Annotated in this window: 19 protein-coding genes; 7 read left to right on the forward strand and 12 right to left on the reverse strand. The window is 40.3% G+C overall.

Annotated elements, in window-relative coordinates:
- The first annotated feature begins 13 nt into the window (after positions 1–13).
- The gene (gene mutH / locus DPX34_RS19370) at positions 14–688 is read left to right on the forward strand and encodes a DNA mismatch repair endonuclease MutH (protein WP_111980088.1); all 675 of its coding nucleotides are present in this window, start codon (positions 14–16) and stop codon (positions 686–688) included.
- A 23-nt stretch (positions 689–711) separates the two neighbouring features.
- Here mutH and DPX34_RS19375 read toward each other — a convergent pair whose 3' ends face one another.
- The 5 genes from DPX34_RS19375 to rlmF form a co-directional block, all read right to left on the reverse strand.
- On the reverse strand, positions 712–1,866 hold the full coding sequence (locus DPX34_RS19375; protein WP_111980089.1) for an HDOD domain-containing protein: 1,155 nt from the start codon (positions 1,864–1,866) through the stop codon (positions 712–714).
- Between the two features lie 161 nt (positions 1,867–2,027).
- A complete protein-coding gene (locus DPX34_RS19380; protein WP_111980090.1) occupies positions 2,028–2,600 on the reverse strand; it encodes an anthranilate synthase component II in 573 nt (190 codons plus the stop codon).
- A 27-nt stretch (positions 2,601–2,627) separates the two neighbouring features.
- Positions 2,628–3,449, reverse strand: coding sequence for an ion transporter (locus DPX34_RS19385; RefSeq protein WP_111980091.1), 822 nt, complete (start codon positions 3,447–3,449; stop codon positions 2,628–2,630).
- A 136-nt stretch (positions 3,450–3,585) separates the two neighbouring features.
- On the reverse strand, positions 3,586–4,590 hold the full coding sequence (gene trpS, locus DPX34_RS19390) for a tryptophan--tRNA ligase (protein WP_111980092.1): 1,005 nt from the start codon (positions 4,588–4,590) through the stop codon (positions 3,586–3,588).
- 656 nt (positions 4,591–5,246) lie between these two features.
- Positions 5,247–6,140, reverse strand: coding sequence for a 23S rRNA (adenine(1618)-N(6))-methyltransferase RlmF (rlmF, locus tag DPX34_RS19395; protein ID WP_111980093.1), 894 nt, complete (start codon positions 6,138–6,140; stop codon positions 5,247–5,249).
- 305 nt (positions 6,141–6,445) lie between these two features.
- On the opposite strand from rlmF, the gene DPX34_RS19400 reads away from it, so the two are divergent.
- Positions 6,446–7,600: a hypothetical protein gene (locus DPX34_RS19400; protein ID WP_111980094.1), complete on the forward strand. Its 1,155-nt coding sequence runs from the start codon at positions 6,446–6,448 to the stop codon at positions 7,598–7,600.
- A 116-nt stretch (positions 7,601–7,716) separates the two neighbouring features.
- Here the strand turns inward: DPX34_RS19400 and DPX34_RS19405 are convergent, their stop codons facing one another.
- Genes DPX34_RS19405 through DPX34_RS22375 form a run of 3 tightly spaced genes read right to left on the reverse strand, consistent with a single transcriptional unit; the run spans position 7,717 to position 8,943 of the window.
- A complete protein-coding gene (locus DPX34_RS19405; protein WP_111980095.1) occupies positions 7,717–8,052 on the reverse strand; it encodes an EF-hand domain-containing protein in 336 nt (111 codons plus the stop codon).
- Between the two features lie 55 nt (positions 8,053–8,107).
- On the reverse strand, positions 8,108–8,659 hold the full coding sequence (locus DPX34_RS19410) for a YaeQ family protein (protein ID WP_111980096.1): 552 nt from the start codon (positions 8,657–8,659) through the stop codon (positions 8,108–8,110).
- On the reverse strand, positions 8,659–8,943 hold the full coding sequence (locus tag DPX34_RS22375; RefSeq protein ID WP_111980097.1) for a DUF2986 domain-containing protein: 285 nt from the start codon (positions 8,941–8,943) through the stop codon (positions 8,659–8,661). Before DPX34_RS22375 ends, DPX34_RS19410 begins: the two co-directional genes overlap by 1 nt.
- 145 nt (positions 8,944–9,088) lie before the next feature.
- On the opposite strand from DPX34_RS22375, the gene DPX34_RS19420 reads away from it, so the two are divergent.
- Positions 9,089–9,436: an ankyrin repeat domain-containing protein gene (locus DPX34_RS19420; protein WP_111980098.1), complete on the forward strand. Its 348-nt coding sequence runs from the start codon at positions 9,089–9,091 to the stop codon at positions 9,434–9,436.
- A 79-nt stretch (positions 9,437–9,515) separates the two neighbouring features.
- On the opposite strand, the gene DPX34_RS19425 is transcribed toward DPX34_RS19420, so the two are convergent.
- Both DPX34_RS19425 and DPX34_RS19430 read right to left on the reverse strand, forming a co-directional pair.
- Entirely contained in the window at positions 9,516–10,163 is a 648-nt protein-coding gene (locus DPX34_RS19425) for a cupin domain-containing protein (RefSeq protein ID WP_111980099.1), read from the reverse strand.
- A 173-nt stretch (positions 10,164–10,336) separates the two neighbouring features.
- Positions 10,337–11,509: a 3-dehydroquinate synthase gene (locus DPX34_RS19430; RefSeq protein ID WP_111980100.1), complete on the reverse strand. Its 1,173-nt coding sequence runs from the start codon at positions 11,507–11,509 to the stop codon at positions 10,337–10,339.
- Between the two features lie 708 nt (positions 11,510–12,217).
- Between DPX34_RS19430 and DPX34_RS19435 the strand changes: the two genes are divergently transcribed.
- The 3 genes from DPX34_RS19435 to DPX34_RS19445 all read left to right on the forward strand — a co-directional run bounded on the left by DPX34_RS19435 (position 12,218) and on the right by DPX34_RS19445 (position 21,575).
- A complete protein-coding gene (locus tag DPX34_RS19435) occupies positions 12,218–19,273 on the forward strand; it encodes a starch-binding protein (protein ID WP_198673762.1) in 7,056 nt (2,351 codons plus the stop codon).
- A gap of 16 nt (positions 19,274–19,289) precedes the next feature.
- Positions 19,290–20,624, forward strand: coding sequence for a DUF1552 domain-containing protein (locus DPX34_RS19440; RefSeq protein WP_111980102.1), 1,335 nt, complete (start codon positions 19,290–19,292; stop codon positions 20,622–20,624).
- Between the two features lie 531 nt (positions 20,625–21,155).
- Positions 21,156–21,575 (forward strand): hypothetical protein, encoded by a 420-nt coding sequence (locus tag DPX34_RS19445; RefSeq protein ID WP_111980103.1) that lies wholly within the window; start codon positions 21,156–21,158, stop codon positions 21,573–21,575.
- Positions 21,576–21,584: 9 nt separating this feature from the next.
- On the opposite strand, the gene DPX34_RS19450 is transcribed toward DPX34_RS19445, so the two are convergent.
- A complete protein-coding gene (locus DPX34_RS19450; RefSeq protein WP_111980104.1) occupies positions 21,585–23,123 on the reverse strand; it encodes a methyl-accepting chemotaxis protein in 1,539 nt (512 codons plus the stop codon).
- Between the two features lie 284 nt (positions 23,124–23,407).
- On the opposite strand from DPX34_RS19450, the gene DPX34_RS19455 reads away from it, so the two are divergent.
- A complete protein-coding gene (locus tag DPX34_RS19455) occupies positions 23,408–24,124 on the forward strand; it encodes a ZIP family metal transporter (protein ID WP_111980105.1) in 717 nt (238 codons plus the stop codon).
- A gap of 145 nt (positions 24,125–24,269) precedes the next feature.
- Here DPX34_RS19455 and DPX34_RS19460 read toward each other — a convergent pair.
- A partial coding sequence (locus DPX34_RS19460) for a LamG-like jellyroll fold domain-containing protein (protein ID WP_198673763.1) occupies positions 24,270–25,388 on the reverse strand: 1,119 nt, incomplete at its 5' end.

Raw genomic sequence — 25,388 nt, forward strand, 5'->3', positions numbered from 1 at the left:
AATAGGACCGATCATGAGCTATTATCGCGAAGAACCCAATAGTGAAGAAGAACTCTTAACGAGAGCGAGGCAGATTGCCGGATTAACGTTAGGCCAATTAGCAGAAGAAGCGCAAGTTAGCATTCCGCCAAATTTGCAAAAAGAAAAAGGCTGGGTTGGTCAGTTAATCGAATGTTTACTTGGTGCCCATGCCGGTTCTAAACCAGTTCCTGATTTTGAAAATCTAGGTATCGAGCTTAAAACGCTTCCGATCAATCGCCAAGGTACACCGCTTGAAACAACGTATGTCTGTGTCGCGCCATTAACAAATACAATAGGTCTAACTTGGCAAGATAGCGTTGTTAAAAAAAAGCTCAACCGCGTATTGTGGGTGCCTATTTTGGCTGAACGCAGTATTCCATTAAATGAACGAATTGTTGGTTATCCCATCTTATGGTCTCCTTCGCGAGCTGAAGAACAAGCTTTAATAAATGACTGGGAAGAGTTGATGGAATTTATATCACTAGGGCGAGTAGAAGAAATTACGGCAAAACACGGAGAAGTGATCCAAATCAGGCCCAAAGCCGCGCATGCCAAAATTAGAACATCAGCAACGGGAGCAGAAGGTCAGCCCATTAAAGCGTTACCTAGAGGTTTTTATTTAAAGAAAAACTTTACTCAAGCCATTTTAACAAACGCCACACTCTAAAGTAGAAAACGCGTATATTTTATTTAATATTTAACTACATTCAAATTCAAACGTTTTAAACTCAATTTTCGCAACGCTGTGATCTCTTCTACATTGATATGATGCCGAGTTAGGTATGATTTGGCTTCGGTATTACTAATCAAGTGGTGCTGCTGAAGCGCTCTAAAATGACTATAAGTAATGCCTTTACTTAATATTTTGGCTTGTTTCGACATTTCAGCATAAGGTGTCTTATCTGCACATTCTTGCAGAGGCGAAGCAATCATTAAACGCTTTAGTTTAAATTGCGCTATGATCTTTACACTCAAAGACGCAGAAAGCTCAAGCATTAAATCTCTCAATGCGATTGGATCAGGCTCTAAATCGACTAATGCATTGTGCCGGTCTTTCAAACGGTTGTTACGTGCTTCGGTTAATTTTTCTTTCCATACTTCATCAAAAACGCGATAGTAAATACGGACAATCGCTGATTTACCAATATCGTGAAACATACCCGCAATAAACAAAGTGGCTTCACTTTGCTCATACATCTTAGCTAATTGACGGCAGCATATAGCAGATGCTAAGCCATTTTCTAATAACTTGCGCTTCATTAATTTAAAAGGGTCTGTGCTATGAGGTAACCATTGTCGCGCCGCAAATGATGGGATTAAAAAAGGTAAATTTTCGATACCGATATAACTTAATGCCGTTTTTACTTTATCAACTTTGACTTTTTCTTGAGCATTTGCTTTTTGATAAACCGGTAGATTGATAAAATGTAAAATATCTTCACTTAACCAAGGTAAACCCGAGATTAAAGGGTCAATACGACTAATTGAAGCCGCTTTAATCGATAACAAATCCAAAACAGCGGGCACCGCGTCAGATGTGCCAATTGTTTTTTCAACTACCATGTCAATATCTTGAATACGCTCTCGAAATACCGTATCAACATAAGCATTGAGCTCAAGCTGCATTGCTTTTTGTTGCATCGATTTATTGGCGGCTTCAGCTTTTCGATTATCAACAGCTTGCTGCTCGACCGCCAATAAAGCGCGGTCTTTTGTCTTTTGTTGAGTAACTGAACTATCAGCCTGATTTGAATTTGGTTTTAATTGATCACGAGCAAATTCATAGCTAAACAACAAATTATGAAAACGCAATAATATCGGATCAACCACAGGCTTTTTTGACATTATTAGTTGATCCCTCAAAAAGTGTAATAAACAAGCGACTGCTCAGTATAAACCCATAAAGTAACACAAGATAATAATAGGCCAAACCGTTTTAATTTTAGAAGAGATAGCAAATAAAGCAAAAAGTAGGCTCAAGCCGTAATAAATCAAATGTAACTCGGCTACAAGCGGATAAAATTTTCGAGTAACGCGTAACCAAATTCAGATGTAACAGATTCAGGGTGGTATTGCACGCCCCACAATGGTAATGAGCGATGCGCAATAGCCATTATGGTTTTGTGCTCGCCATCCAGTGTATGGGCCGTTATTTCCAATTCTTCAGGCAAAGTTTGTGGCGCTATCATTAAAGAATGATAGCGCGTAACCGAAAACTGTGGCGGAATATGTTCAAACATCGCATGCCCAGTATGCGTAACAAGGCTATTTTTACCGTGCATGATAACCGGTGCTTTTACAATGTTTGCACCTAAAACTTGGGCAATACTCTGATGCCCTAAACAAACACCTAAAATAGGTATATCGTTGGCTAATTGCTTAATAACAGACAACGACACACCGGATTCATTAGGTGTACAAGGTCCAGGCGAAATGACGATACGTGAAGGGTTACTTCGTTTGATTTCTTCAAGAGTCCATTCATCGTTTCGAACAACTTTAGTTTCTACGTCTAACGAGGCAAAATAATGCGCTAAATTAAAAGTAAATGAATCGTAATTATCGATAATTAACAGCATGTCGTTAACCTCATAACTGAATACAAATCACGATTTTTTATCCACGAGCAAACTTTTCAACTCGGCAATTTGTAATTGTAAATCATGTAATGACGGTTCAACTAAACCTTGTTCCCTTAATTTTTCGTCTCTTGCTTTAGTATGTTCTTGCTCCATTACACTCACGACAATACCAATGACCATATTCAAAAACGCAAAAGCGGATAAAAAGATAAACGTTAAATAATAAATCCAACTTAACGAGTAAACCTCCATCGTTTCATACATGACATCAGTCCAATCTTCAAACGTCATGACTCGGAACAAAGTTAATAACGAGATCGTAATATCGCCCCACAAGGTCGGATTTATTTGATGGAATAACGTGCTGCCAATGGCCGCGTAAATATAAAAGATGATAAACATCAATAACATGACGTAACCCAATTGGGGTAAAGATTTAACGAGTGAGGTCAATAAAATACGCAGTTCAGGAATAATAGATACCATACGCAACACTCTAAATACGCGTATCAATCGCCCTACGACCGCCATCTCAGAGTTATCAACGGGCACTAAACTGACAAAAACAATGAGTGTATCAAACACGTTCCAGAAACTATGGAAAAAACGTTTTTTATTAGTATCCGCAATAAACCGGATCGTTATTTCTATCGTAAAAAAGATGGTTATAAAGTAATCAAGAAAGACCGTCGCATCGTAAACACTTTGCGGTAAATTATACGTTTTAGCCCCAATTAATAATGCAGAGATGACAATGACAGTAATAACGAATATTTCGAATAGCTTGTTACTTTTTAACGCTTCAAACTGGTGTTGTAAATATAATAAGCGGCTAGTTTTTTCCACGGTGGTTACTCTGTAAAACGGGATTGAATTGAATAGTAAAATAAGGCTTAGTTGGCAAACATCAAGCTTGTGGTGAGTTTTTTAGCTGTAACGCTAAACCGCAATTTAAATAACGTTTAAATTGCGGTTCGCCCCTTTAAGGTTTAGCGATAAAACCTAATACATCATACACTTTACGCATGGTTTGAGCCGCACGCTCAGACGCTTTATCAGCACCCGCACGCATAACTTCATCTAAGTAAGTACGGTCATGCCTAATTTCATTAAAGCGCGTTTGTATGGGTTCAATTATAGAAACAACCGCATCCGCAACATCACCTTTTAAATGACCATACATTTTATCTTCATATTCGGGCACTAATGACTCAACCGATTTACCGGTTGCACACGACAACAAACTCAATAAATTTGACACGCCTGGTTTTTCATCAACATTAAAATAAATACGAGCTTGCTCATCAGAATCAGTCACGGCTCGCTTAATTTTTTTGATGATTTTTTTCGGCTCTTCTAATAAGCCAATAAAGTTATTGGTATTCTCATCAGATTTAGACATCTTTTTATTTGGATCTTGTAAACTCATGACTCGCGCACCCGATTCAGGAATAAACGGATCAGGAACCTTAAATACGTCGCCGTATAAATTATTAAAACGTGTTGCAATATCACGACTCAATTCAAGATGTTGTTTTTGATCATTCCCAACAGGGACTTTATTGGCTTGATAAAGCAAGATGTCAGCCGCCATTAAAACAGGATAAGAAAATAAACCCGCATTAATATTATTTTCATTTTTCGCCGACTTATCTTTAAACTGCGTCATGCGGTTTAATTCACCCATTTGTGTATAACAGTTTAAAACCCAAGCTAATTGCGAGTGTTCTGCAACATGAGACTGGGCAAAAATACTGCTTTTTTTCGGATCAATACCACAGGCTAAATATAAAGACAAAGCATCTAAACATGCATTTTGTAATTTTTCAGGCTCTTGTCTCACGGTAATGGCATGCAAATCGACTAACATAAACAAACATTCATTTGTTTCTTGCATTGAAACCCACTGGCGTAACGCCCCCATATAATTACCAATAGTTAACTCACCACTAGGTTGGCAACCGCTTAATACGATAGGCTTTGACATGTTGATCCTTACTTTAAAATAATTTCCGCTATGATCTACGGGGCGCTAGGATATTTCAAGTTTATTATGTAAATAACAATGACCAAATTGCTATTATTTAGCATAAACCGTTATGCCTAGAGCGTGTTTATCTTTATCGTATAGATTTTGTTCAATTCCAAAGCGTTTTGATCGCGGTATTGGCTTGATGGCATAGAGGTTCTACGTCAAAAGCCAATAACAAAGAGCAAAACATTTTGGATTGAACCCAAAGGGCAGCGCATTTGCACTATTTCTACTATGTTGCCCCACATGGATGTGGAGTAAGGTGACTTTGCAGGAGCATAAAGTCTTTATCGCTCTTTTATGTATAGTCTTCTCGCTCAGGTTTTATGGTTCATTGTCAGCGCTTACTCGCCCCAATCACATAATAGAGCATATGCTCATGGCGTCTCGAAGCTTGCCTGCATGGATGCAGGTAAGGGGCGAGAGCAGGACGCGGTAGCTTTGAAGGCTTTGCTTATCATGGATGTAAGTACTTAGGTTTCGTCTGGAACTAGAAACCTGCCCCTAAAACCCGATCGCTTTGACTATAGAATAACGACACAGCAATCACTCTGCCTTGTATAAATCGTGCAAATACGGCTGCAAAAGCATACACAAAAGATAAACACGCCCTAGTTAAAACGCCAACATAATATTCGACTCACTTTTTGACCTTGCGACATATTAATAACCTTAACATCACTCGCTTTAACCTGTTTTAATTGTTTTTTTAAAGGCGCTAAGCTGTCTTTTTTAGACACTAACGTCGTAAACCAGCCAAAGCAGCTTTTAACCTCAACACTTTCATCAATCATTTTGCTAATAAAAGCGACTTCGCCTCCTTCACACCAGAGTTCAGCCTTTTGACCACCAAAATTTAAACGAGCTTTTTCAACTTTTTGGCCCGTTAAATTTTTTATTTTACGCAAACTACCGGCTTCCGCCTCCGCCAAGGATGAATGAAATGGTGGATTACACATAGAAAAGTGAAAATAATCACGACGTTTTACAATACCTTTAAAAATAGAACTTGATTGGTTTTGTAGTACAACTTTGATCTTGTTGGCTACTTTTTTATTAGATTTAGCCAATGCTTGTGCGGTTTTAATCGAAACAGGATCAATATCAGTTGCTTTAAAATACCAACCATAATGACTGGCCCCTAGTAATGGATAAATGCAACTAGCGCCAGTGCCAATATCAAAACCAACAATTTTTTCATCAATATCACCCAATAAATCAGCAATATAATGCAGGTAATCCACGCGGCCAGGGATCGCAGGACACAGATATCCTGTTGGGATATCCCAAAAATCGATTTGATAATCTTCCTTTAACAACGCTTGATTTAAACATTTAACAGATTCAGGATCAGAGAAATCAAGGGTTTTATGCCCATTATCTAAGGTAATTAACAATGACTTTAATGCGGGTAATACCAAGCAAAGTTTATCAAAGTCATAGCCATGACGATGCATATTAGCTGGATGCAGGTTAGTTTTTACAGTTTGAGATGTTTTGCTCATTAAAAGGCGACAATTCAACTAAATTAATCAGTCGATCATACACCGCCAATCTGATTTTATATACAGCAACATTAAACCATTATAGATAAATTCAGTTAGGCACAACATTACCAATTCATATGTAATAATAAATTTATATGCCTATTTTAGCTTAAAACACAATTATTCTAAGCCAAATAGTGCGATAATTAGCCGATATGGGGAACTTATGTACATTTTTGTTATTAATTGTCATTGCCTAAGCTCAAATAAAGGGTATGATCGGTTCCCCCTTCCTAAATGAAGACCAAAGAGATAATCTAAACATGAGAAAACTCCTCGCAACACCTGTTAACATGGACCTGTCTGACGCTGAAAATGCAGCCTATCAAAACGTTTTAAAATACGTGGCGGATTTAACTTTAAATTTAATGGCTGTAAAAGTAGAAGATAGACCTAGTGAGTTCTTAGCATGGTGTAAGGAGCTTAACGATTTATGCCGCACTAAATTGGATTTAGCATTACTAGAGCCTGAACAGCTTTTACCACTAAAAAAATTACAAGATGTTTTAGAAGCCGCAATCAGTGCCGGACAATTAAAATTGTTACGTATAGCACCTTGGCCTGTTTTTTGTGATTACATTGAACAACAAAATGAATTACAAGCAGTGGAAGAAAGGTTACGCCTGGTAAAATTTGCGTTAACAGTACAATCGACTCCATTAGCTGACATGATTGAAGAAGACCGTTTAGCCATTGCCGGTAAACATATGGCAAAACATGATATTTCAAATTATGATTTCGATATTGAATGGTTTGCATCAACTAAAGCGGCTAAAGCATTTCATACATTATTAGCTGATTTTCCGGCTGAATTTGATACGGCATTAAATCATATCCCATTAACGGGTGAAGTGACTAAAGAACAGTATCTTGAATTTGTTGAAGCGTTCAAACATATATTCGCTCAAAACGATCAAAAGGCACCACTTGCACCAGCCACTCGCTTGCTTGCCATGCGTCGTCCAGACCAATTTGTTGCACTTAACAACGCTAAAATTGATTTATATTGTCAAGGCTTCGGCATTGCTAAATTTAACTCTCGTGACTTTAATGGTTATTGGTCTGAACTCATTACAAGTGTAAGAGCTTGTAGCTGGTGGAAACAAGCAGAACCAGAAAATGAAGACGAAAAATTACTTTGGCAAGCTAGAGCAATGCTTGTGGATGTATTTTTATATGCCGATGAAACAGCCGCACAAAACTCTAACTTCATCAAAATGCGTGAAAAGCCAAGAAAATCATCAAGCAAAGCGATTAAGCGCAGTAAAGAATCGGTTGACGTATTAGTCGATCGCGCTCTTCAAGCTGAAGGTATTCCTAGCTACTTACTTGAAAAACGTGAATCAATTATTCACCAAGTAAAACAAGGCAAGAGTGTTGATCAAGTTATTAAGTTACTTCGTACTATATTTGGTTAAGCTACAGATAAACGAATAACAATTAAGTGCTGAAGCTCCATTATATAAAGAGCTTCAGCACTTTTTTCGAATAAATTGAATAACTAGGCGCTGACATATTCAAGTTACCCTTTAACTTATCTTCGGTCTCCGCCTCTTCCCTCACCTTGTCTTTGATTACCTTTAGCCCTTGATCGCTTAGGCGGCCGATGACTTAACCATTCTTCTTCCGTTATTTGATCATCTTTATTTTGATCAATATGGCTAAATATTGAGTCATGATCACCACGTGGAAGCTTATGTTCTATAAATTCATCAAACGTGATCACGCCATCTGAATTTAAATCTAAATGTGCAAACATAGGCTTCTTTGAACGGGGGGGATTTTTTTGATCACAAGGTGCTTTACAAGCCCAAGCCACCTGACTAAAAAATAAAGTAGATAGTATAATAAGTCGAATAAAAAATGACATTCTAACTCCTAAATTTAACGATATAAAACATTAACTTACTAAAAATAACGCATTATTAAACATTAAAATCTTTTAATATTTCAGGCTTAATAGTGACACTCGCATTGTCGGTCGACAGCCATATTTCACCTTCACTAATATTACATTGAATATGCATATTACGTTGTGCGAGTAATGCTAATTCATTAACATTGTCTTCCAGAATATTGATAACTTTAAGGTTTTTATAACGCGCAAAAGCGTGTTCATTTTGCTGCCACCAAACCGGTACACTTCGGCCACCATATGCAAATAACTGGACTTGTTTAGCACGACCAGCGGCTTTTCTTAACCACTTCTCATCACTTTGACCAAATGCGACCCAAAGGTTGATCTCGTCACTTAAACTTTTATCCCATAATTCGGCCTCATCATCTTCAGAAGATAAACCTTTACTAAAAGATAACGTTTCACTGGCATTCAATATAAAGGCTAAAACTCTAACCATCATACGCGCATCTGTTTCTGCAGGGTGTTGAGCAAGTGTTAGTTCATGGTCTTGATAATAGTTGCGATCAAGATCAACAATATTAAGCTTAAGTTTAAATATAGTTGCTTTTAAAGCCATTATTTCTTGTCCTGATTGTGGTTAGTATCGGCCTGAGCGTCTTGCAAAGTACTGTTTGAATTCGCAACGACAGTTGCAGCCTCATCATCAGCCTGTTCAATTGAGGTTATTTCGGTAAGTGTAACGTCTGTTTGGTTTTCAGCCTGATCATCTGATTGACTAAGCGCTAGCTTTTCACGTTCAGCCTTCGAAATATATTTTGGTTTGTTACTCACCACATTTTTTTCATTCGATTTTTTGGCTTTCTTTTTTAGCTTGTTGATCATTTTTTTACGGCGGTTCATAACACTCAGCTGACAATATAAAAATAAGAGGCCGACATTATACCCCAGTTTTTCTAAGATGTTCGTTTAAGCATAAGCGTAAAATTAACGCAGTTTGGTCTTATTCGCTATAGTTAACAGATTAAGATCATTAAATTAGACAATTATGAATCAATTAATAAGCCTTATTTTATTCAGCTTTATTTTAACTGCCTGTGGCCCTAAACCGTGGGACGAACCCCCACTGCATGACGCAGCATTACGTGGCAATGTGAATACCGTGCAAACGCTATTAGCAGAAGGCACAAAGGTAGATAGTAAAAATAAACAAGGCGCAACGCCCCTACACTGGGCGGCTTTTAAAGGTCATGTTGAGGTAGCTAAAATATTGCTCAAAAAAGGCGCTGATATCAACGCCGAAACCACAAAAGGATCAACGCCTTTGCGGTTAGCAACAACCCATAAACATACCGACATGATCCGCTATTTAAAATCACAAGGCGCTAGAGAATAGAAAAGTAAATATTGTACGATTAAAGAGGGACTTAAAATCTCAATGCGGTTATATCGCAATATAGATCCATAAAAGGCACTTAACCTAAATGGCCTGTTTTAACTAAAATGACCGTTTCTTCTAACACAAACGGATTATGCGAACTTAAATGCGGGCTGCGTATCCAAGTGTTTTTAGGATATTGACCGTACTCATCTTCGAACATGCCAGCAAGCACCCAAATCTCTTCACCGCCAAAATGTCGATGGGGTATAAATTTCTCGCCGGCAGGCCACTTAACTAAAGCAACACTTTCATGCTCAAAGCGATGCAAAGGTTTAACTTCTAAACGTCCTTGTCCTGCTAACCACGGTGCTAATTCCGTGTTTAATGCAACTTGAGTTCTATCTTGTTTATTAAATTGGTTTAATTTCACAAAGATAACGCAACCTTCTTTACTAAACGGCTTGTGCTTAGTACCAGGCGGATTACGAATATAAGTCCCCGCTGGATAATCCCCTTTTTCATCTGAAAAAGTCCCTTCAAGCACAAATATTTCTTCACCAAAAGGGTGTGAATGCTCGGCAAAACTCGCTCCAGGCTTATAGGTCACTAAACTTGTGGCATGGCCATGCTCTAGCCCTTCACGCGCAAGAGGTTTACGCAAAACATCAGGAGAGGGGCTAGGTTGCCACTCCTCACTCTCTGTTTGAATAACAACGCGCTCGGCAAAATTCATATTTAGCATATATTTATCTCAATGGGTGAACATGCCGTAAAATTAGCATAAACCGGTTAGAGAATAAAAATAAGAATACCTAAAACACGGTTAACCCATTAAGTTCTATCCACTGATTAGATAAAATACAGAAGTAAAATAACAGAGGTGAAAGCGCCATGCCGCCTCACTAAAAATAATGTCTATGCACGTTTTTTTAGTGTTAACGAATGAGGCAAGACCTTTAATTGCGCAATAGCATCAACCATCATACCAACATTAATATCACTCACTTCAACGCCTTCACCAATCGAATTTAATAATGTTATGCATAAACGCCCCCCTAAATGTTCTTTAAATTCAGCTAATGCTTTAGCTACATCCAGTTCATCTAATACCGGCGGCGAAAGTTCAAAGCCTAAGGTTGTTAATAACCCTAAAATACTTAACAACTCGTGACTCGTAATTTGTCCTAGCAAGTTCGAATAAATACTATCAATGGCAATGCCAATCGCAACCGCTTCACCGTGCCTTAATTCATTATTAGAGAGCTCTTCTAGTTTATGCGCTGACCAATGACCAAAGTCTAACGGTCGAGCCGATCCCGCTTCAAAGGCATCGCCACTAGTTGCAATATGGTTTAAATGCCAACTAGCGCCTTTAATAATCATATTTTCCATTGCCCGATTAGCAAACTCAGACAACTCATGTTGTTGCTGACACAGTTCTGCAAAAAAATCGGCGTCTTTAATCAAAGCGACTTTGATTGCCTCTGCAATACCCGCTCGTTTATCGCGAGCAGTTAATGTGTTTAACAAGCTAAAATCATTAATCACGGCAAAAGGGGTTGAAAATGTGCCTATATAGTTTTTACGTTTATGATAATTAACCGCATTTTTAACGCCAACACCCGCATCATTTTGACCTAACACGGTCGAAGGCATGCGAATCAAGCGAATACCTCGATGTGCAGTTGCGGCCGCATATCCAACAGCGTCAACAACAGCGCCGCCCCCAATAACCAATATATATGAATGTCGATCGATTTCATGTTGCTCAACCGCTTGATAAACCCGCTCAATCACTTGAGGGTCTTGCTTGCAAGCTTCACCACCGACAACGCTCATAATAGGTAAAAGATTAAGCGAATGCAGTTTGCAATAGTCAGTGATGTGATCAATTAAATAGGGTGTTGTATCAAGCACCCCCTGATCAATGACGACTAATAATTTGGGGCTGTCTTGATGATTATTTATAAGTTGAATCAACTCTTGATTAGCAGGTGAAAAAACATGGCGAGTAAAAATAACGTCGTAATCAAAACTCACGTTAAAAGATTGCTTAATACGCTGTGTATTTAAAAAACGATCAGACATAACCCCTTACCTTACATGTTTTAATATGAGAATAAATTATTGAGCTTGATTTCAACTTTCAACATAAAAACTAAAGTACAATAAACGCCAACGTTCAGACTTCAAATTTGAATTAACTTATTTACAAACCCACAAACCGTTAACAAAAATATAACTTTTCGAGTGTATCATTCCCTAATTCTTCCGCCTTGTCATAACAAAATTTTATGAATACGTATGTATTGATAGCCCAGTTATCTTACCAAACAAACAAAACACAATAAAAACAATAACTTAACTTATAAAAAACCCATTTAGAGATTATTTTTTGATCAATTTGTATGCCAGTTTATGTTTTAAATGCTTATTTATAAATAAAATAAGACCTTAATTGGATTATTCAGCACAAATAAACCAAGTTATAAACACACCACCAAATAAAATATAAATAATTGATATTAAACAATAAAAATATAAAAATTAGATTAAAAGACCAGTGTATTACTCAACTGCATAATTAGCATAAAAATAATTTAAACGCGTTAATTATTAGTTAATTTAAAACTATTTTTATTAACATAATTTTAAACCCCTAATTTCACGAACAAAAAACCCTATGATATTGTTAAGTTGAAATAGAAGAAAAACAAACCAATCGGAGCCAGTGTTTAACCGCACTCACTTCTAAAAAATAACAATTAAGAAATAAATAAAAACAAGGTGATGAGCATGCGCACAAATAATCGCAGTAAGGGTGGAAACCGCTCTATATTGTATTATCTGTTATCGCCCTTAGCGATCTCAGCAGTTTTATTTTCACACTCTATACAAGCTGCAGTTAACCCTACAGCGATCTGTTTTGATAACCAAAACGGCTATAACAACCCAACCATCCACTTATGGGATGCAAACCCAGCCAATAGCATAACAACAACTATGTGGCCGGGTCACAACATGACGGCTTATAATGGTTTTTACTGTTACGACCCCGCTGTAAGTGTAAACAATATCAATGTGATATTTAACGATAATGGTAATCCGCAAACCGGCGATTTAGTCATGACGAGTCCAAATTCGTGCTGGCAAAATGGCGCTTGGAAAACCCTAGAAGATTGTGGTTTGATTGCAACAAATACCGCGCCAGTCGCAAATGCAGGTGCTGATATCATTGTCACTGAAGGCAGCACCGTAACTTTTGACGCAACGAGCTCAAGTGATATAGATGGAACAATCACTCAATACAACTGGAGTAATCAATTAAACGGTGCCACGCCATCATTGATTTATAATACGGCAGGCAGTTATGACGTAACCCTGACCGTAACGGATGACCAAGGTGCAACCGATACTGACATAGTCAATGTAACGGTGAATAGCATAAATGCACCCACCGTAACCGCTACCACCGTGTGTTATGACAATGCAGCCAATTACGCCACGCCCACCATTTACATGTGGAACTCAACCCCAGCAGGCGCACTTGCTAACTTTGGTTGGCCAGGGCAAGCAATGGACTCACTCGGTGATTATTATTGCTACGACCCAGCCGTTGAACTCACCTCAATGAATGTTATTTTTAATAACAACGGTAATGGGCAAACACCCGATTTAGTCTTAACACCGCCGAATGCTTGCTATAAAAATGGCAACTGGATAAGCCTGGCAGCCTGTGGTTTTAATGTAGGAGAAGCACCTAATCAGCTACCCATTGCCAATGCGGGTAATGATTTTACGATTACGGCAGGCCAAACAGCCCAGTTTAATGCTAACGCATCAACCGATGCCGATGGCACTATCATTGATTATACTTGGGATAACGGCTTAACCGGCGTCAGTCCTAGCCAAACCTATAACACGGCGGGTACTTATACAATCACGTTAACGGTTACCGACAATGACACCGCCACGGCTACTGACACCGTAACCTTAACCGTTTTACCCACACCAACCTATAACTACCCTACCGGCAAAGCGATTTTTTACATCAATGCTAATAATTGGAACCAACCCAACGCCTATATTTGGGCCGTGCAACCTGCAGGCGTAATGGCAGATAGCCAATGGCCGGGTGCGGCCATGACTGACTTCGGTGGTTTAAATGCGTGGTTTGTTGATATAGATGACAATGCTCAAAGTGGTAATGTCATTTTTACTAATAACGGAGCCAATCAAACAGCCGATTTAAATTTCGCTGGCGACTTATTGTGTTACAACAATGGGGCTTGGATGACACTGACTGATTGTGGTATTCCGCAAATATCAGCCGCAGATGCGGGCGGCGACCGCCAAGTAAACATCAACAGCAAAATAGCATTAACAGCGGTAGCTTCTGCTGGCGACATTACCAATGCCACCTGGCAAAGTAACGCTTGGGCAGGTACATTAACCGGCGCCAGTGTTGTAACCCCAACAGTTACAACCGCCGGCACTTACACCGTTAACTTAACCTTAGCCAATGGCAATGAAGACTCATTTACTTTAACCGTCGTCGCCGCAACACAAGGTTTAGCAGAACGGCCTAAATTGGCTGCACCGTTAAACTTTCCATTAGCGGGCAGCGTTTCTTCTGGTAATTATGAATACCAACCGGCATTTCCAGCACTTGATGGCACGTTTACTTCGCCAGTCATGGTCACCAATGATGGCTTGAATGATTTAATTTATGTAGTCGACAAAGCCGGTAAAATTTTCGTTTTCCCGAATAATGAAAATGTCGTGTTAAGCGATGTGAATACATTATTAGATATTACAGCCGAAGTGCGTGATTATCACGAGCAAGGTTTACTCTCAATCGTATTCCACCCTGATTTTGCAACTAATCGTTTTGCCTATATTTATTATATCGAAGGCGATGACGATACCGAAAGCAACAACGGTGTATTTGGCGACGGTGTTCTTGAACGAATCACGTTAAATGATGCAACGAACCCAACATTAGCCGGTTCACGTGTTGAGATTTTACGTATTCCACAGCCGGGCCCAGACCATAAAGGCAGCATGATGCAATTTCATCCGGCAACGGGGGAATTTTACATGAGTATTGGTGATGGTGCATATGGCGATACGGCCATCACACCAACCCAACCTGATCCGCGTACCAATAACAGCTCACAAGAAACCAGTAATTTGCGCGGTAGCTTTATTCGCTTAATCATGCGCGAAACACAAAACACCCAAGGCTTATATTACGATATTCCCTCTGATAACCCTTTTGTAAACGATACTAATATACGTGACGAAATTTGGTCTTTTGGCCATCGTAACCCTTGGCGCTTCAGTTTTGATTCAGAAGCACCCTACACGTTATGGGAAACAGAAATCGGTCAAGCCGGCTTTGAAGAGATCAATATCATCACAGCGGGTGGCAATTACGGCTGGCCCATTTGTGAAGGTTTAAATCATCGTGGCAACGACGGTGGCGATCCCAATAATACTCGCACTTGTTCTGGCGATTTAATTGCACCGGTTGGTGGCTATAGTCACGATTCAGGTTCGGTTTCAATTATTGGTGGGTTTGTGTATCGAGGCACAAGCTTACCGGCATTAAGTGGTCGCTTTATATACGGTGACTATGTTAGTAAAAAAATCTGGTCGGCCACAGAAGGTGATACTGATGTATTAGTCAGTGATGCATTCCCAAGTAATATATCTTCATTTGGTACAGACATGAGTGGAGAAGAGGTATTCATTACCTCACATGGCGCTGAATACGGCGGTTTATCAATCATCTATCGTATGATCGACAGTGATGTACAAGCAGCAGTGATTCCAAATAAATTATCAAACACAGGGTTATTTGCTAATTTAGCCACTCAAACCCCCGTGCACGGCGTGATTGAATACGATGTCAACTCAGATGGTTGGTTTGATGGTTTAACGGCTCGTCACTTTGTTGCCATTCCAAACGACAGTGCAATTGAATTTAACGCTGACGATTTATGGAATTTACCGGTAGGCAGTGTGCTCGTTAAACATTTAGCGTTACCGATCAATTCGACGACCACAACGCCATTTGAAACCTCAGTGTTATTTAAACAAAACTCAGGTAACTGGGCCGCAGCGAACTATCGCTGGAATGCAAATGGCACCGATGCCGATTTAGTTAACCAAGCAACAAATGAAACCGTAGCGCAATTCTATGATGGCAGCGTGATCAATGTCGATCGCCGAGTACGTTCAGGCGCTGAATGTACTTCATGTCATTTAGGTACGGGCAGTAAACAGCCCCTTGCCATTGGCACTCATCAATTAAACGGTGATTTTAATTACCAAGGTTTAGTGGCCAATCAGCTTGATGTCTTCAGCCAGATAGGTTTGTTTGGCCCTACAATCGCGTCGCCAAATAGCTTAGGCTCTTATCCTGATCCTGCCGATACCTCAGCAGATTTAGATGGTAGAGCGCGCGCTTATTTAGATACTAACTGCGCACATTGTCATGATGGCAGCTTAATGGATCTAAATTACGAAACCCCAATAAAGGACATGGATATCATGAATATTCAACGCTCTGGGGTTTACCGCATGTTGCCATTTGATCACAGCGCAAGTTTATTGCACACCTATCAAACAGACGATGCTAACCGTATGCCTAAAGGTACAGTGCTGACTAACCCATTAGCCGATCAACTCTTTGCTGATTGGATTAACGCACAAAATGCTAACCCAGCAGGCATGGCTATCACCGTAGATAATACAACTATTGTACCCAATAGCAGTGTTACCCTGAGCACTTATGCTTTATACGATAATGGTTTTGAAAGCATTCCAACGTCAGCCGTCACGTGGACATCAAGCGACACTGACGTGTTAAACGTGACCGGGAATAATGCAACCGTTACGAATACGGCAGGAATACCTGGCACAACCACTATTTGGGCTAGTCATAATAATCAAGTAGGTAGCGTTGATGTTACGGTTGTTGGCGCTCCCGACCAACCAAGTGGCTTTAATGCCGTTTCGACTGAATCATCATCCATCACGTTAACTTGGGTTGATAATGCCGACGACGAGGTTAGTTACAATATACGTCGTTCAACTTCAATCAATGGCCCTTTCAACCCTCTGGTCACGTTAAGTGCCAATAGTGACACATTTGTTGATAACGGCTTAAACAGTTTAACAACCTATTACTATGAGTTAATTGCGGTGGGCGCCAATGCCAATGCCGTCGCTATTTCCACTCAAGCAACCACTCAAGATGTCGGCCCTGTTGATTCAATCAACATTGTGACTTCGTTAGTGCCCCGTGTTAAAACCAATGAAACATTGCAACTCGCGGCCATCGCCACCACAGGTGATACCGAAGAAGGCATTACATTAGGAACAACTTGGTCTTCAAGTAACAACAATGTGATATCAGTCAGTTCAAGTGGTGTCGTAACCGGCGGTAACACAGCCGGTACAGCGACTATTTCTGCGACTTATCAATCAGTCACCACCACTGTCGATATTGTGAATACCGGCCCTGGACAATATATTAACTTTTATATTCCAGGTAACTGGGCAACACCTACCGCCTATATTTGGAGCGAGCAAAATGGAAATCCCATTACGCGTTCAGATGCATGGCCCGGTACCGTTATCACAGAACAAGCCACCAATATTGGTGGCGGTTGGGTGCGCGTTTTTGTCCAAGCTGATTGGGCCAACACAAATGGCGATGTAAACATTATCTTTAGTAATAATGGAGCTAACCAAACACCAGATTTAACGGTTAATGTGGCTGCACCAGCATGGTACGACGAAGCATGGCTTAATGAACAGCCTTTAGGTAACGGGGTTGCTGAAGGGAGTCAAATACAGGTCGGTAATGGTGAAGTTACATTAGCGGGCAGTACCAACTTGTCAGGTAAATTATTTGCACAAGGCACCGCAGTAGAAATAAGTGCTGACGCACCACCAACCGGTTTAGAATTTGCAGGTTGGGAAGGTTCAGGTATTGCATACTTAGTTGACCCAACTAAAGCCGATACTCACTTAGTAACCGGTGATGCCTTGTCGTATACCTTACTGGCGGTATTCGACACAGTACAAGACCCTTACATCGTTGGTCGCGAATTTTACAGTAACCAAGGTTGTGCCGGTTGTCACGGTAGCGATGGTCAAAGTGGCACAACGTTAATTAACGTTCCTAGCCAATACGACTTAAGCAGTTTAACAACCTACATCGAAAACAACATGCCGTACGGTAATACAGCGGCTTGTACAGGTGATTGTGCTTCAACCATATCCGCTATGATTTTAGCAGATGCGTATCAAGCTCCTGTTAATGTGTGTAGCGCAACCGACCTTACTGATTTAGTGCCACAAGATCGTAGTTATCGTTTGTTATCAACCCTTGAATACAACAACACTATTCGTGACCTATTAGGTTTAGTTAATGATGTTGACGTAACCACAGGGCGTATTCCTGCTGATATTCCGGTTAACGGCTTCAAAACCAATGCCAATACGTTATTTACCAATGACTACGCAAAAGGTTACGTTAATGCGGCAGAAGCAGCGGCCGAGATGGTCGGAAATATTTACAACCTAACCTCAGGTTGTAGCGATATAACCTGCTTCTTAAATGACTTTGGTAAACGCGCGTTTAGACGCCCACTCACTACAGCTGAAGTGACCGATTTAACCGCGGTTTATAATACCTACGGTGATCTCGGTGTATTGTCGACTATTTTATCATCGCCAAGCATGCTTTATCGCTCTGAAGTGGGTGTTTCAAATGGTTCAGGCTACTACGAGTTAACCGATCACGAAGTGGCGGCAATGCTATCTTATACATACTGGGCCACAACCCCAGATGCAAGTTTGATGGCAAAAGCGGATGCGGGTGAACTCAGCACTCCAGCCCAAATAGCCACAACCTTAAATAGCATGTTACAAGATGCACGAGCGGAAACCGCATTTGAACGCTTTATTACGGGTTGGTTAGATCTCGATAAAGACATTAAAACATCTGCATTAACCGACAGCTTAAAAGCCGACATGAAACAAGAAACGGTTGAATTTGTTCGTCGTACGGTATTTGGTGGCGGTCAATACGATCAACTCCTTACCGCTAAACACAGCTACATGACACAGCAACTCGCTAATCACTACGGTTTAGAATGGCCAGGTGGCAGCGATTGGCAACAAGTTCAATACTCAGAAGCCAATGGTAACAGCGAACGAAGTGGTGTGCTCGGTCATGCAGGTATCTTGTCTATTCAATCGGCATCAGAGAAAACGCATCCGGTTAAACGAGGCTTATTTGTACGTAAAAACCTAATGTGTCAGGACTTCCCGCCACCGCCATTAGGTGCCGTACTTAAACCACAAGAAGATCCAACGCTTACCGTACGTGAACGTTTTGAAACGGCTCACTTACAAGACGGATGTGAATCTTGTCACCAATATATTGATGGTATTGGTTTTGGTTTAGAAAACTACAATGCGGTTGGTTTATACACCAACACCGAAACCACCGACGATGGTCAAGTAAAAACCATCAATTCAGCGGGTTATATTGGTAGCTTGTTCTCAGCCGAAACCTTCTTATCGGCCAGTGAACCGGTTGTGCCTTATCAAGGTATGGACGAACTTGCACAACTCGTAGCCGACAGTGCCCACGGTAAAGCCTGTTATGCCCGTCAATGGTATCGCTATACTCGTGGTCAACATGAAGAAAGTGAAGACAGCTGTACCGTTCAAGTATTCGGACAAGCATTCAAAGATGATCCAAATGCCAGCATGCTCGATCTGATGATCCAGTTTACTCAAACTAAAAACTATACCTTGCGTAAATAGTGGAGAGGGTAACAAAATGAATTATTTAAAAAATAAAATGCAACGCCGTGATTTTTTACGCACGATAGCCAAAGCCGGTTTAACCACCGCTTTGGCTAGCCAATTCGTTTTTTCGCCAAAAGTGTTTGCCGCTGCTGGCGAAGCACGTCGCTTTATTATGGTTTATTACCCAAATGGCTGTGTGCGCGATAAGTGGCATGACTACAATACCGGAGGTTTAGGTTCGGGCAGCTTAGATGCAAGCCCGCTTATTCCACTTAGCAATCATATGAATAAATTAACGCCGGTTAAAAATTTAACCTTTGCTGGTCATGGCGGTAGCTCAGGTCACCCTGAAGCCTGTCGAGGGGTTTTTTCAGGTGGCGTTGATGGCGCACCTTCACTCGATGCGGTGATTGGTTCGCAACTTGGCGGCAACTTAACCAACAACATGCATGTGGGCTGTTGGTCTAGTAAGGCGCTAGGCTCAGAGTACATGCCGTTTACCGACATTAACGGCAACAAGATCGACGTACCTGATAATCCACAAATGATTTACGACAATTTACTGGCCGATGTTGTTAATAGCTCACAGCAGACCGAAGCAGACCCAGAAGCAGAACGCCGTAAACGCGTATTAGAATCACTACATGAAAACCTAGATTTATTACAAGGCAACGCTTTAAATGTGCAGCAACAAGGCAAATTAATGACGCACGAAGAGTCGTTAAATTACTATCAAAATGTGTTAAACAACACACTTGATATTGGTGATGGCACCGGCTTTAGTCGCCCTGCAACCGGCATGAGCGGGTTAAACGAAGAGGCTGAATTAGTTGCTCAAGCGCAAATGCGTAATATTGCAATGGCGTTTCAAGCCAATGTAACACGCACTGCCGGTTTTCAATTTATGGGCGCACAAGATGAATCGCTTAAAATTAACTTCGAGAGCATACGGCCTTATATGGGTGAGTTTGGTAGCGGAGATAAACTTTATTACAATGAAGTGCGTTCACACGTGAGTTCCCATAATGAATCCGATTTATTTAATGCCCAAACACGCTGGTATAACATTATGGTTGCATACTTAATGGATCAACTCGCAGCTCGACCGGATACCGCATATGGCGGTACCCTACTCGATAATACGGTCATATTAGTGATGTCAGAAGTAGGCGGCGGCAACCATCAACAAGAGAACCCAGGCATTTATATAGCGGGCGGTTGTGGCGGCGCCATGAATACCGGCATCGCGATAGATGCTGGCGGTGCGGGTACCTCAAATTTATTTCGCGACATTGGTAATTCATTTGGGCTCGGCTGGAATAATTACGGTAATAGCTTTGGTGGCGTTAATGGTTTATTAGTTTAATTAAACCTAAAGTTTAGTTCATGCATATAAACAGACAATCGCAAGGTTGTCTGTTTTTTTATGCTGTTTTTATCCCCATCACCGTTAATAAATGATTCAGCTTAGCGTAAATAAAGTTGAAAAAACAAGTTAAAAACCAAGGTATAAAATTTATCTAAGTCGTTATTCTACAAGTTAATTTTTAAACACGAATATTTACTTTATACTTTGGCGCTAACATATTATAGTCTTCTCGCTCAGGTTTTATGGTTCATTGTCAGCGCTTACTCTCGACTTTGGCTCCTGCGTCGTTCTAACACCTAAATCCATTTAGGCGGCCCCAATCACATAATAAAGCATATGCTCATGGGGTCTCGAAGCTTGCCTGCATGGATGCAGGTAAGGGGCGAGAGCAGGACGCGGTAGCTTTGACGGCTTTGCTGACATGGATGTTAGTACTTAGGTTTCGTCTGGAACGAGAAACCTGCCCCTAAAACCCGATCGCTTTGACTATACAACACTCGCTTACACGTAGTTAAATAAGGCGCTGGTATGCACACAAAGATCGGTTTTTTATTTATGCTTAGCTGCATCGCGACGTTTTTAACGTCTGCATCCGTAGTTGGGTTTGGTTTTTGGGGCTGGCTTATCTGCGTAATAGGAATAGTAAGTTGCGTGACCCAGTATTATCCTCGGTTGAGAGGTTTAGGTTCTTTACTCGCTTTATTATTAGCACTAGGTTCAGGTATAACGATCTTGTGCGGCTTGTTAGCCTCGACGATTGGCGGTTCATTCAAAATCGAAGATGGCTTGACCCTGCTGCTTTTTATGTTTTTTGTTACCGCTATACTTGGCTTAACATTCGCTATTATGTTTAAAAAACAGCAACAAACTATACAAGTCAATATGCGATCTAACGAGCAAAACAATATAGGCAGTCATGCACATAACAAACAAGACCGTACCAATTAATCACTGATATCACTTACCAAACGACAAGCCTAAAGAGGCAAGATGCTTGGAACGTTTTTTAATATCAGCCGATTCAGTTTCAACAATACCCGCTTGTGATAAGTTTTCAGTCGACGCGTCACTTATATTCACAATATTACGGCTAATCTCTTGCGAGACCATACTTTGCTCTTCTGCTGCTGTTGATATTTGAGCCGTTAAATCTGCAATATCAGTAATAGAATCATAAACCTTGAATACAATATCTTGCGTATCTTTGGTTTCTTTGACGCAATCTTGTGCTGCAAGTTTGCCTTGGTCCATCGTTTTAGACCAATTTAGTAGCGTCGTTTGTATTTCACCTATCGATATTTGAATTTGCTCTGTCGCACTGTGTGTTCGACTCGATAACGCCCTTACTTCATCAGCAACAACCGAAAAACCGCGACCGTGCTCACCAGCCCTTGCCGCTTCTATCGCTGCATTTAATGCGAGTAAATTAGTTTGATCTGCAATCCCTTGGATCTCTTTCATGATATCACCAATTTTATCCGCTTCTTGGGCTAGCTCACTAGCCGATTCGGCAGATTTAGCAACATCGGCGGCTAAACGTGAAACTTCATCCATTGTGTGATTCATGGAAGTCGTGGCCTGCTGACAATTTTCGTGTGACATTTTTACTTTTGCACTGGTGTTTGTGGTGTTATGCGCAACTTCATCTATTGTGGCAACCATTTCTTCTACCGCCGTCGCCACTTGATGCAACTCATGTGTTTCTTTTTCTACCCCTTGCTTAGCCGCCTGAGCAGCGGTTGCTAAATAATCAGCACCGGTATTGAGTGTATGGCAACTATCCACAACACGACCTAATATCGTGTTTACCTTACCTTCAAGTAATTTAATTTTAAAGTCTGCAAAGCTCGATAAATGCGTGCCTGAATAAACCAATCTTGAAACACTGTCATAATCATTCTTCAACTGACTAGCTTGTTTACCCATTAAAAAGATTTCTTCGTAATAGATAATAAAAGGCAGCAATACGAGCAAAAAAGACGAGAAGAAATAATGACTACTCAACCAGAGCAGTGGTATTGAACATACCCCTACCAAACCTAGTTTGATTAAAGGCTGATCACGATGCCAAGCTTGTGGCGTTTTACCTTGATTAATTTGATTATAGATTTGCGTCGCGCGCTGTTTGATATCAGGCGCTAATAAAGTACGAACAGATTGATAACCAATCAAGTTGCCATTTTCATAAATTGGGGTAACAAATGCATCAACCCAATAGTATCGCCCATCTTTGCAACGGTTTTTAACCGCACCTCGCCAAGCTTGGCCTTGTTTCAGTTTTTGCCACAAATCGGCAAATGCAGCAGGCGGTACATCGGGGTGACGCACCATATTATGATTTTTACCCACTAATTCTTCAAAAGTGTAGCCCGAAACCCGACAAAAAGCGGGATTTGCATAAGTGATCACACCACGTGTATCAGTTGTAGAAACCAATTCTTCATTCGGCTTTAAATTGACTTCTTCATTAATGAGTGTTTTATTAAATTTTTTCATTTTACTTAACGTCCTTATTTATAAAACCTAAAAGCGTGATGTGAAATCTTATTTATAAATATAAAAAGACTATATGATTAAAATATCTTGATCTGTCTACCATTACAATATGGGGTAGCTAAATAGATTTGATCTACATCAAAGTGCATTTAAGCAGCTGAGTAATACCAATTCATTTTAATTTACCCTTAAATACCAATTTTTAATAAACTAGACAGAAAGAGTCAATCTTCGCTATTTTTATGCCTTCTAATCTTTAACATTTAACCCAATAAGGTCTCAATATGCTACTAACCGTTTTAACAACTACTTTGGTTGCAGGCCTAACCATGCCGTTAGGCGCTATGTTAGCTTATGGGGTATTAGCGCGTGGAAAATTAACGCAATCAAATTGGCTAGCATTAGAAATTAAACATGGCATTTTGGCTTTTGGCGGCGGTGCATTATTATCGGCAGTTGCACTAGTATTAGTGCCTGAAGGCATGCACTCTACAACTCCCTTTTGGGCTGCATTGTTTTTTATGCTCGGTGGCATAAGCTTTATGGCACTCGATATCTATTTAAAAAAAATAGATACGCCAGCGAGTCAGCTCTGCGCCATGTTGGCCGATTTTATTCCTGAATCAATCGCACTCGGGGCGGCTTTTGCTGTAGGCAGTAGTCATGCTTTACTTTTAGCCGGGCTTATCGCGCTGCAAAATTTGCCAGAAGGTTTTAGTGCTTATCTTGAATTACAAAAATCAAAACACAAAATATCCCACCCTATTATTATGTTTACCGCAATGGCCTTTTTAGGACCACTAGCGGGTCTTAGTGGTTTTTTATGGTTATCACATTACCCTGAAATCATGGCTGCAATTATGCTTTTTGCATCGGGGGGGATTTTGTATTCGATATTTCAAGATATCGCGCCACAAGTCAAATTAGAGAAACATTGGTTTCCACCACTCGGCGCGGTCCTTGGTTTTATGCTCGGTATGATAGGCGCAATGTTGACCTAGAGAAACATCATTTATTGAGTTAACAACGTAAAGCCAACATAAAGAAATAAACGGCCAAAAATCAAAAAGCCCCCACTAAAGAGTGAGGGCTTTTTTATTAACCAGATTGGTTTAGGTTTTAATTAATAATCAACCTAACAATTGATTATAACTGTTTAACCGTTGCTTCACTGGTTGAACCATCATAAGGGTCATCTTTAAGGTCATGAGTGTTACCATAACTTTCAAAATCATCTTCGTATACCAGCGTTTGACCAGCCGTATCAGAATAAACTTTTAAGTTATCAACTAAGAACTCAGTCGTAGCAATACCACTGGTATCACCTAACTTCATCACAACGGTTCTTACAAATGCATCGGCTACATCAGCTGCCACATTAGTAGAAGCGGTAGTGAAAGGACCATATGAATCACCATTAATAACAACCGTTACTTGCGTTGCATCCCAAGTCATTTCAATATCAATCCATTTATCAGAAGTATACGTCGTTGTAATGTTAACAAACTCAGGGTCTAATACTTCATGACCACGTATGGCAAAAGTGCCACCTTGGTTAATCTTTAAGTCAACAATGGCATTGCTCGTACTTGTCGAACTATTAAATAATGTGACATAAGCACTTTTAGCTTCTTCTGTATTTTTTAATACCGAAACCGTCATTTTACCTTGTGGTAATGCTTCAGAAGAAGCTCGTTTATAGCGTAATTCACCCGCATCATCAGTTAATGTGTCTTTAATTGCAGCAACTTGAGTTGCGTTTGTACCGCCAGTGCTTCCTGAGTTGCTACCTGAATCACCACCCGTATTGCCTGAATCACCAGAGCCATTGTCAGCCACACTATCAGTAAATGGTTGTTGAACTGTTGCTTCGCTCGTTGCACCATCATAATTGGCAGCTAAATCATGGGTTAAATCATAGCTTTCAAAATCGTCTTCATAAACCAGCGTTTGACCAGCTGTATCTGAATAAACTTTTAAGTTATCAACTAAGAAATCAGTTGTTGCAACACCACTGGTATCACCTAACTTCATAACAACCGTTCTTACATGCGCATTAGCGACATCAGAGGCTACATTAAGTGAAGCTGTTGTGAATGGGCCGTATGAATCACCATTAATAACGACAGTGACTTGGGTTGCATCCCACATCATCTCAACATCAATCCATTCACCTGGCGTGAATGTGGTGGTGATATTAACAAACTCTGCGTCTGTTACTTCATGGCCGCGTATAGCGAATGTGCCATCAAGAATTTTTAAGTC

Source organism: Algibacillus agarilyticus (genome assembly GCF_003286125.1).
Taxonomy (GTDB): domain Bacteria; phylum Pseudomonadota; class Gammaproteobacteria; order Enterobacterales; family Alteromonadaceae; genus Algibacillus; species Algibacillus agarilyticus.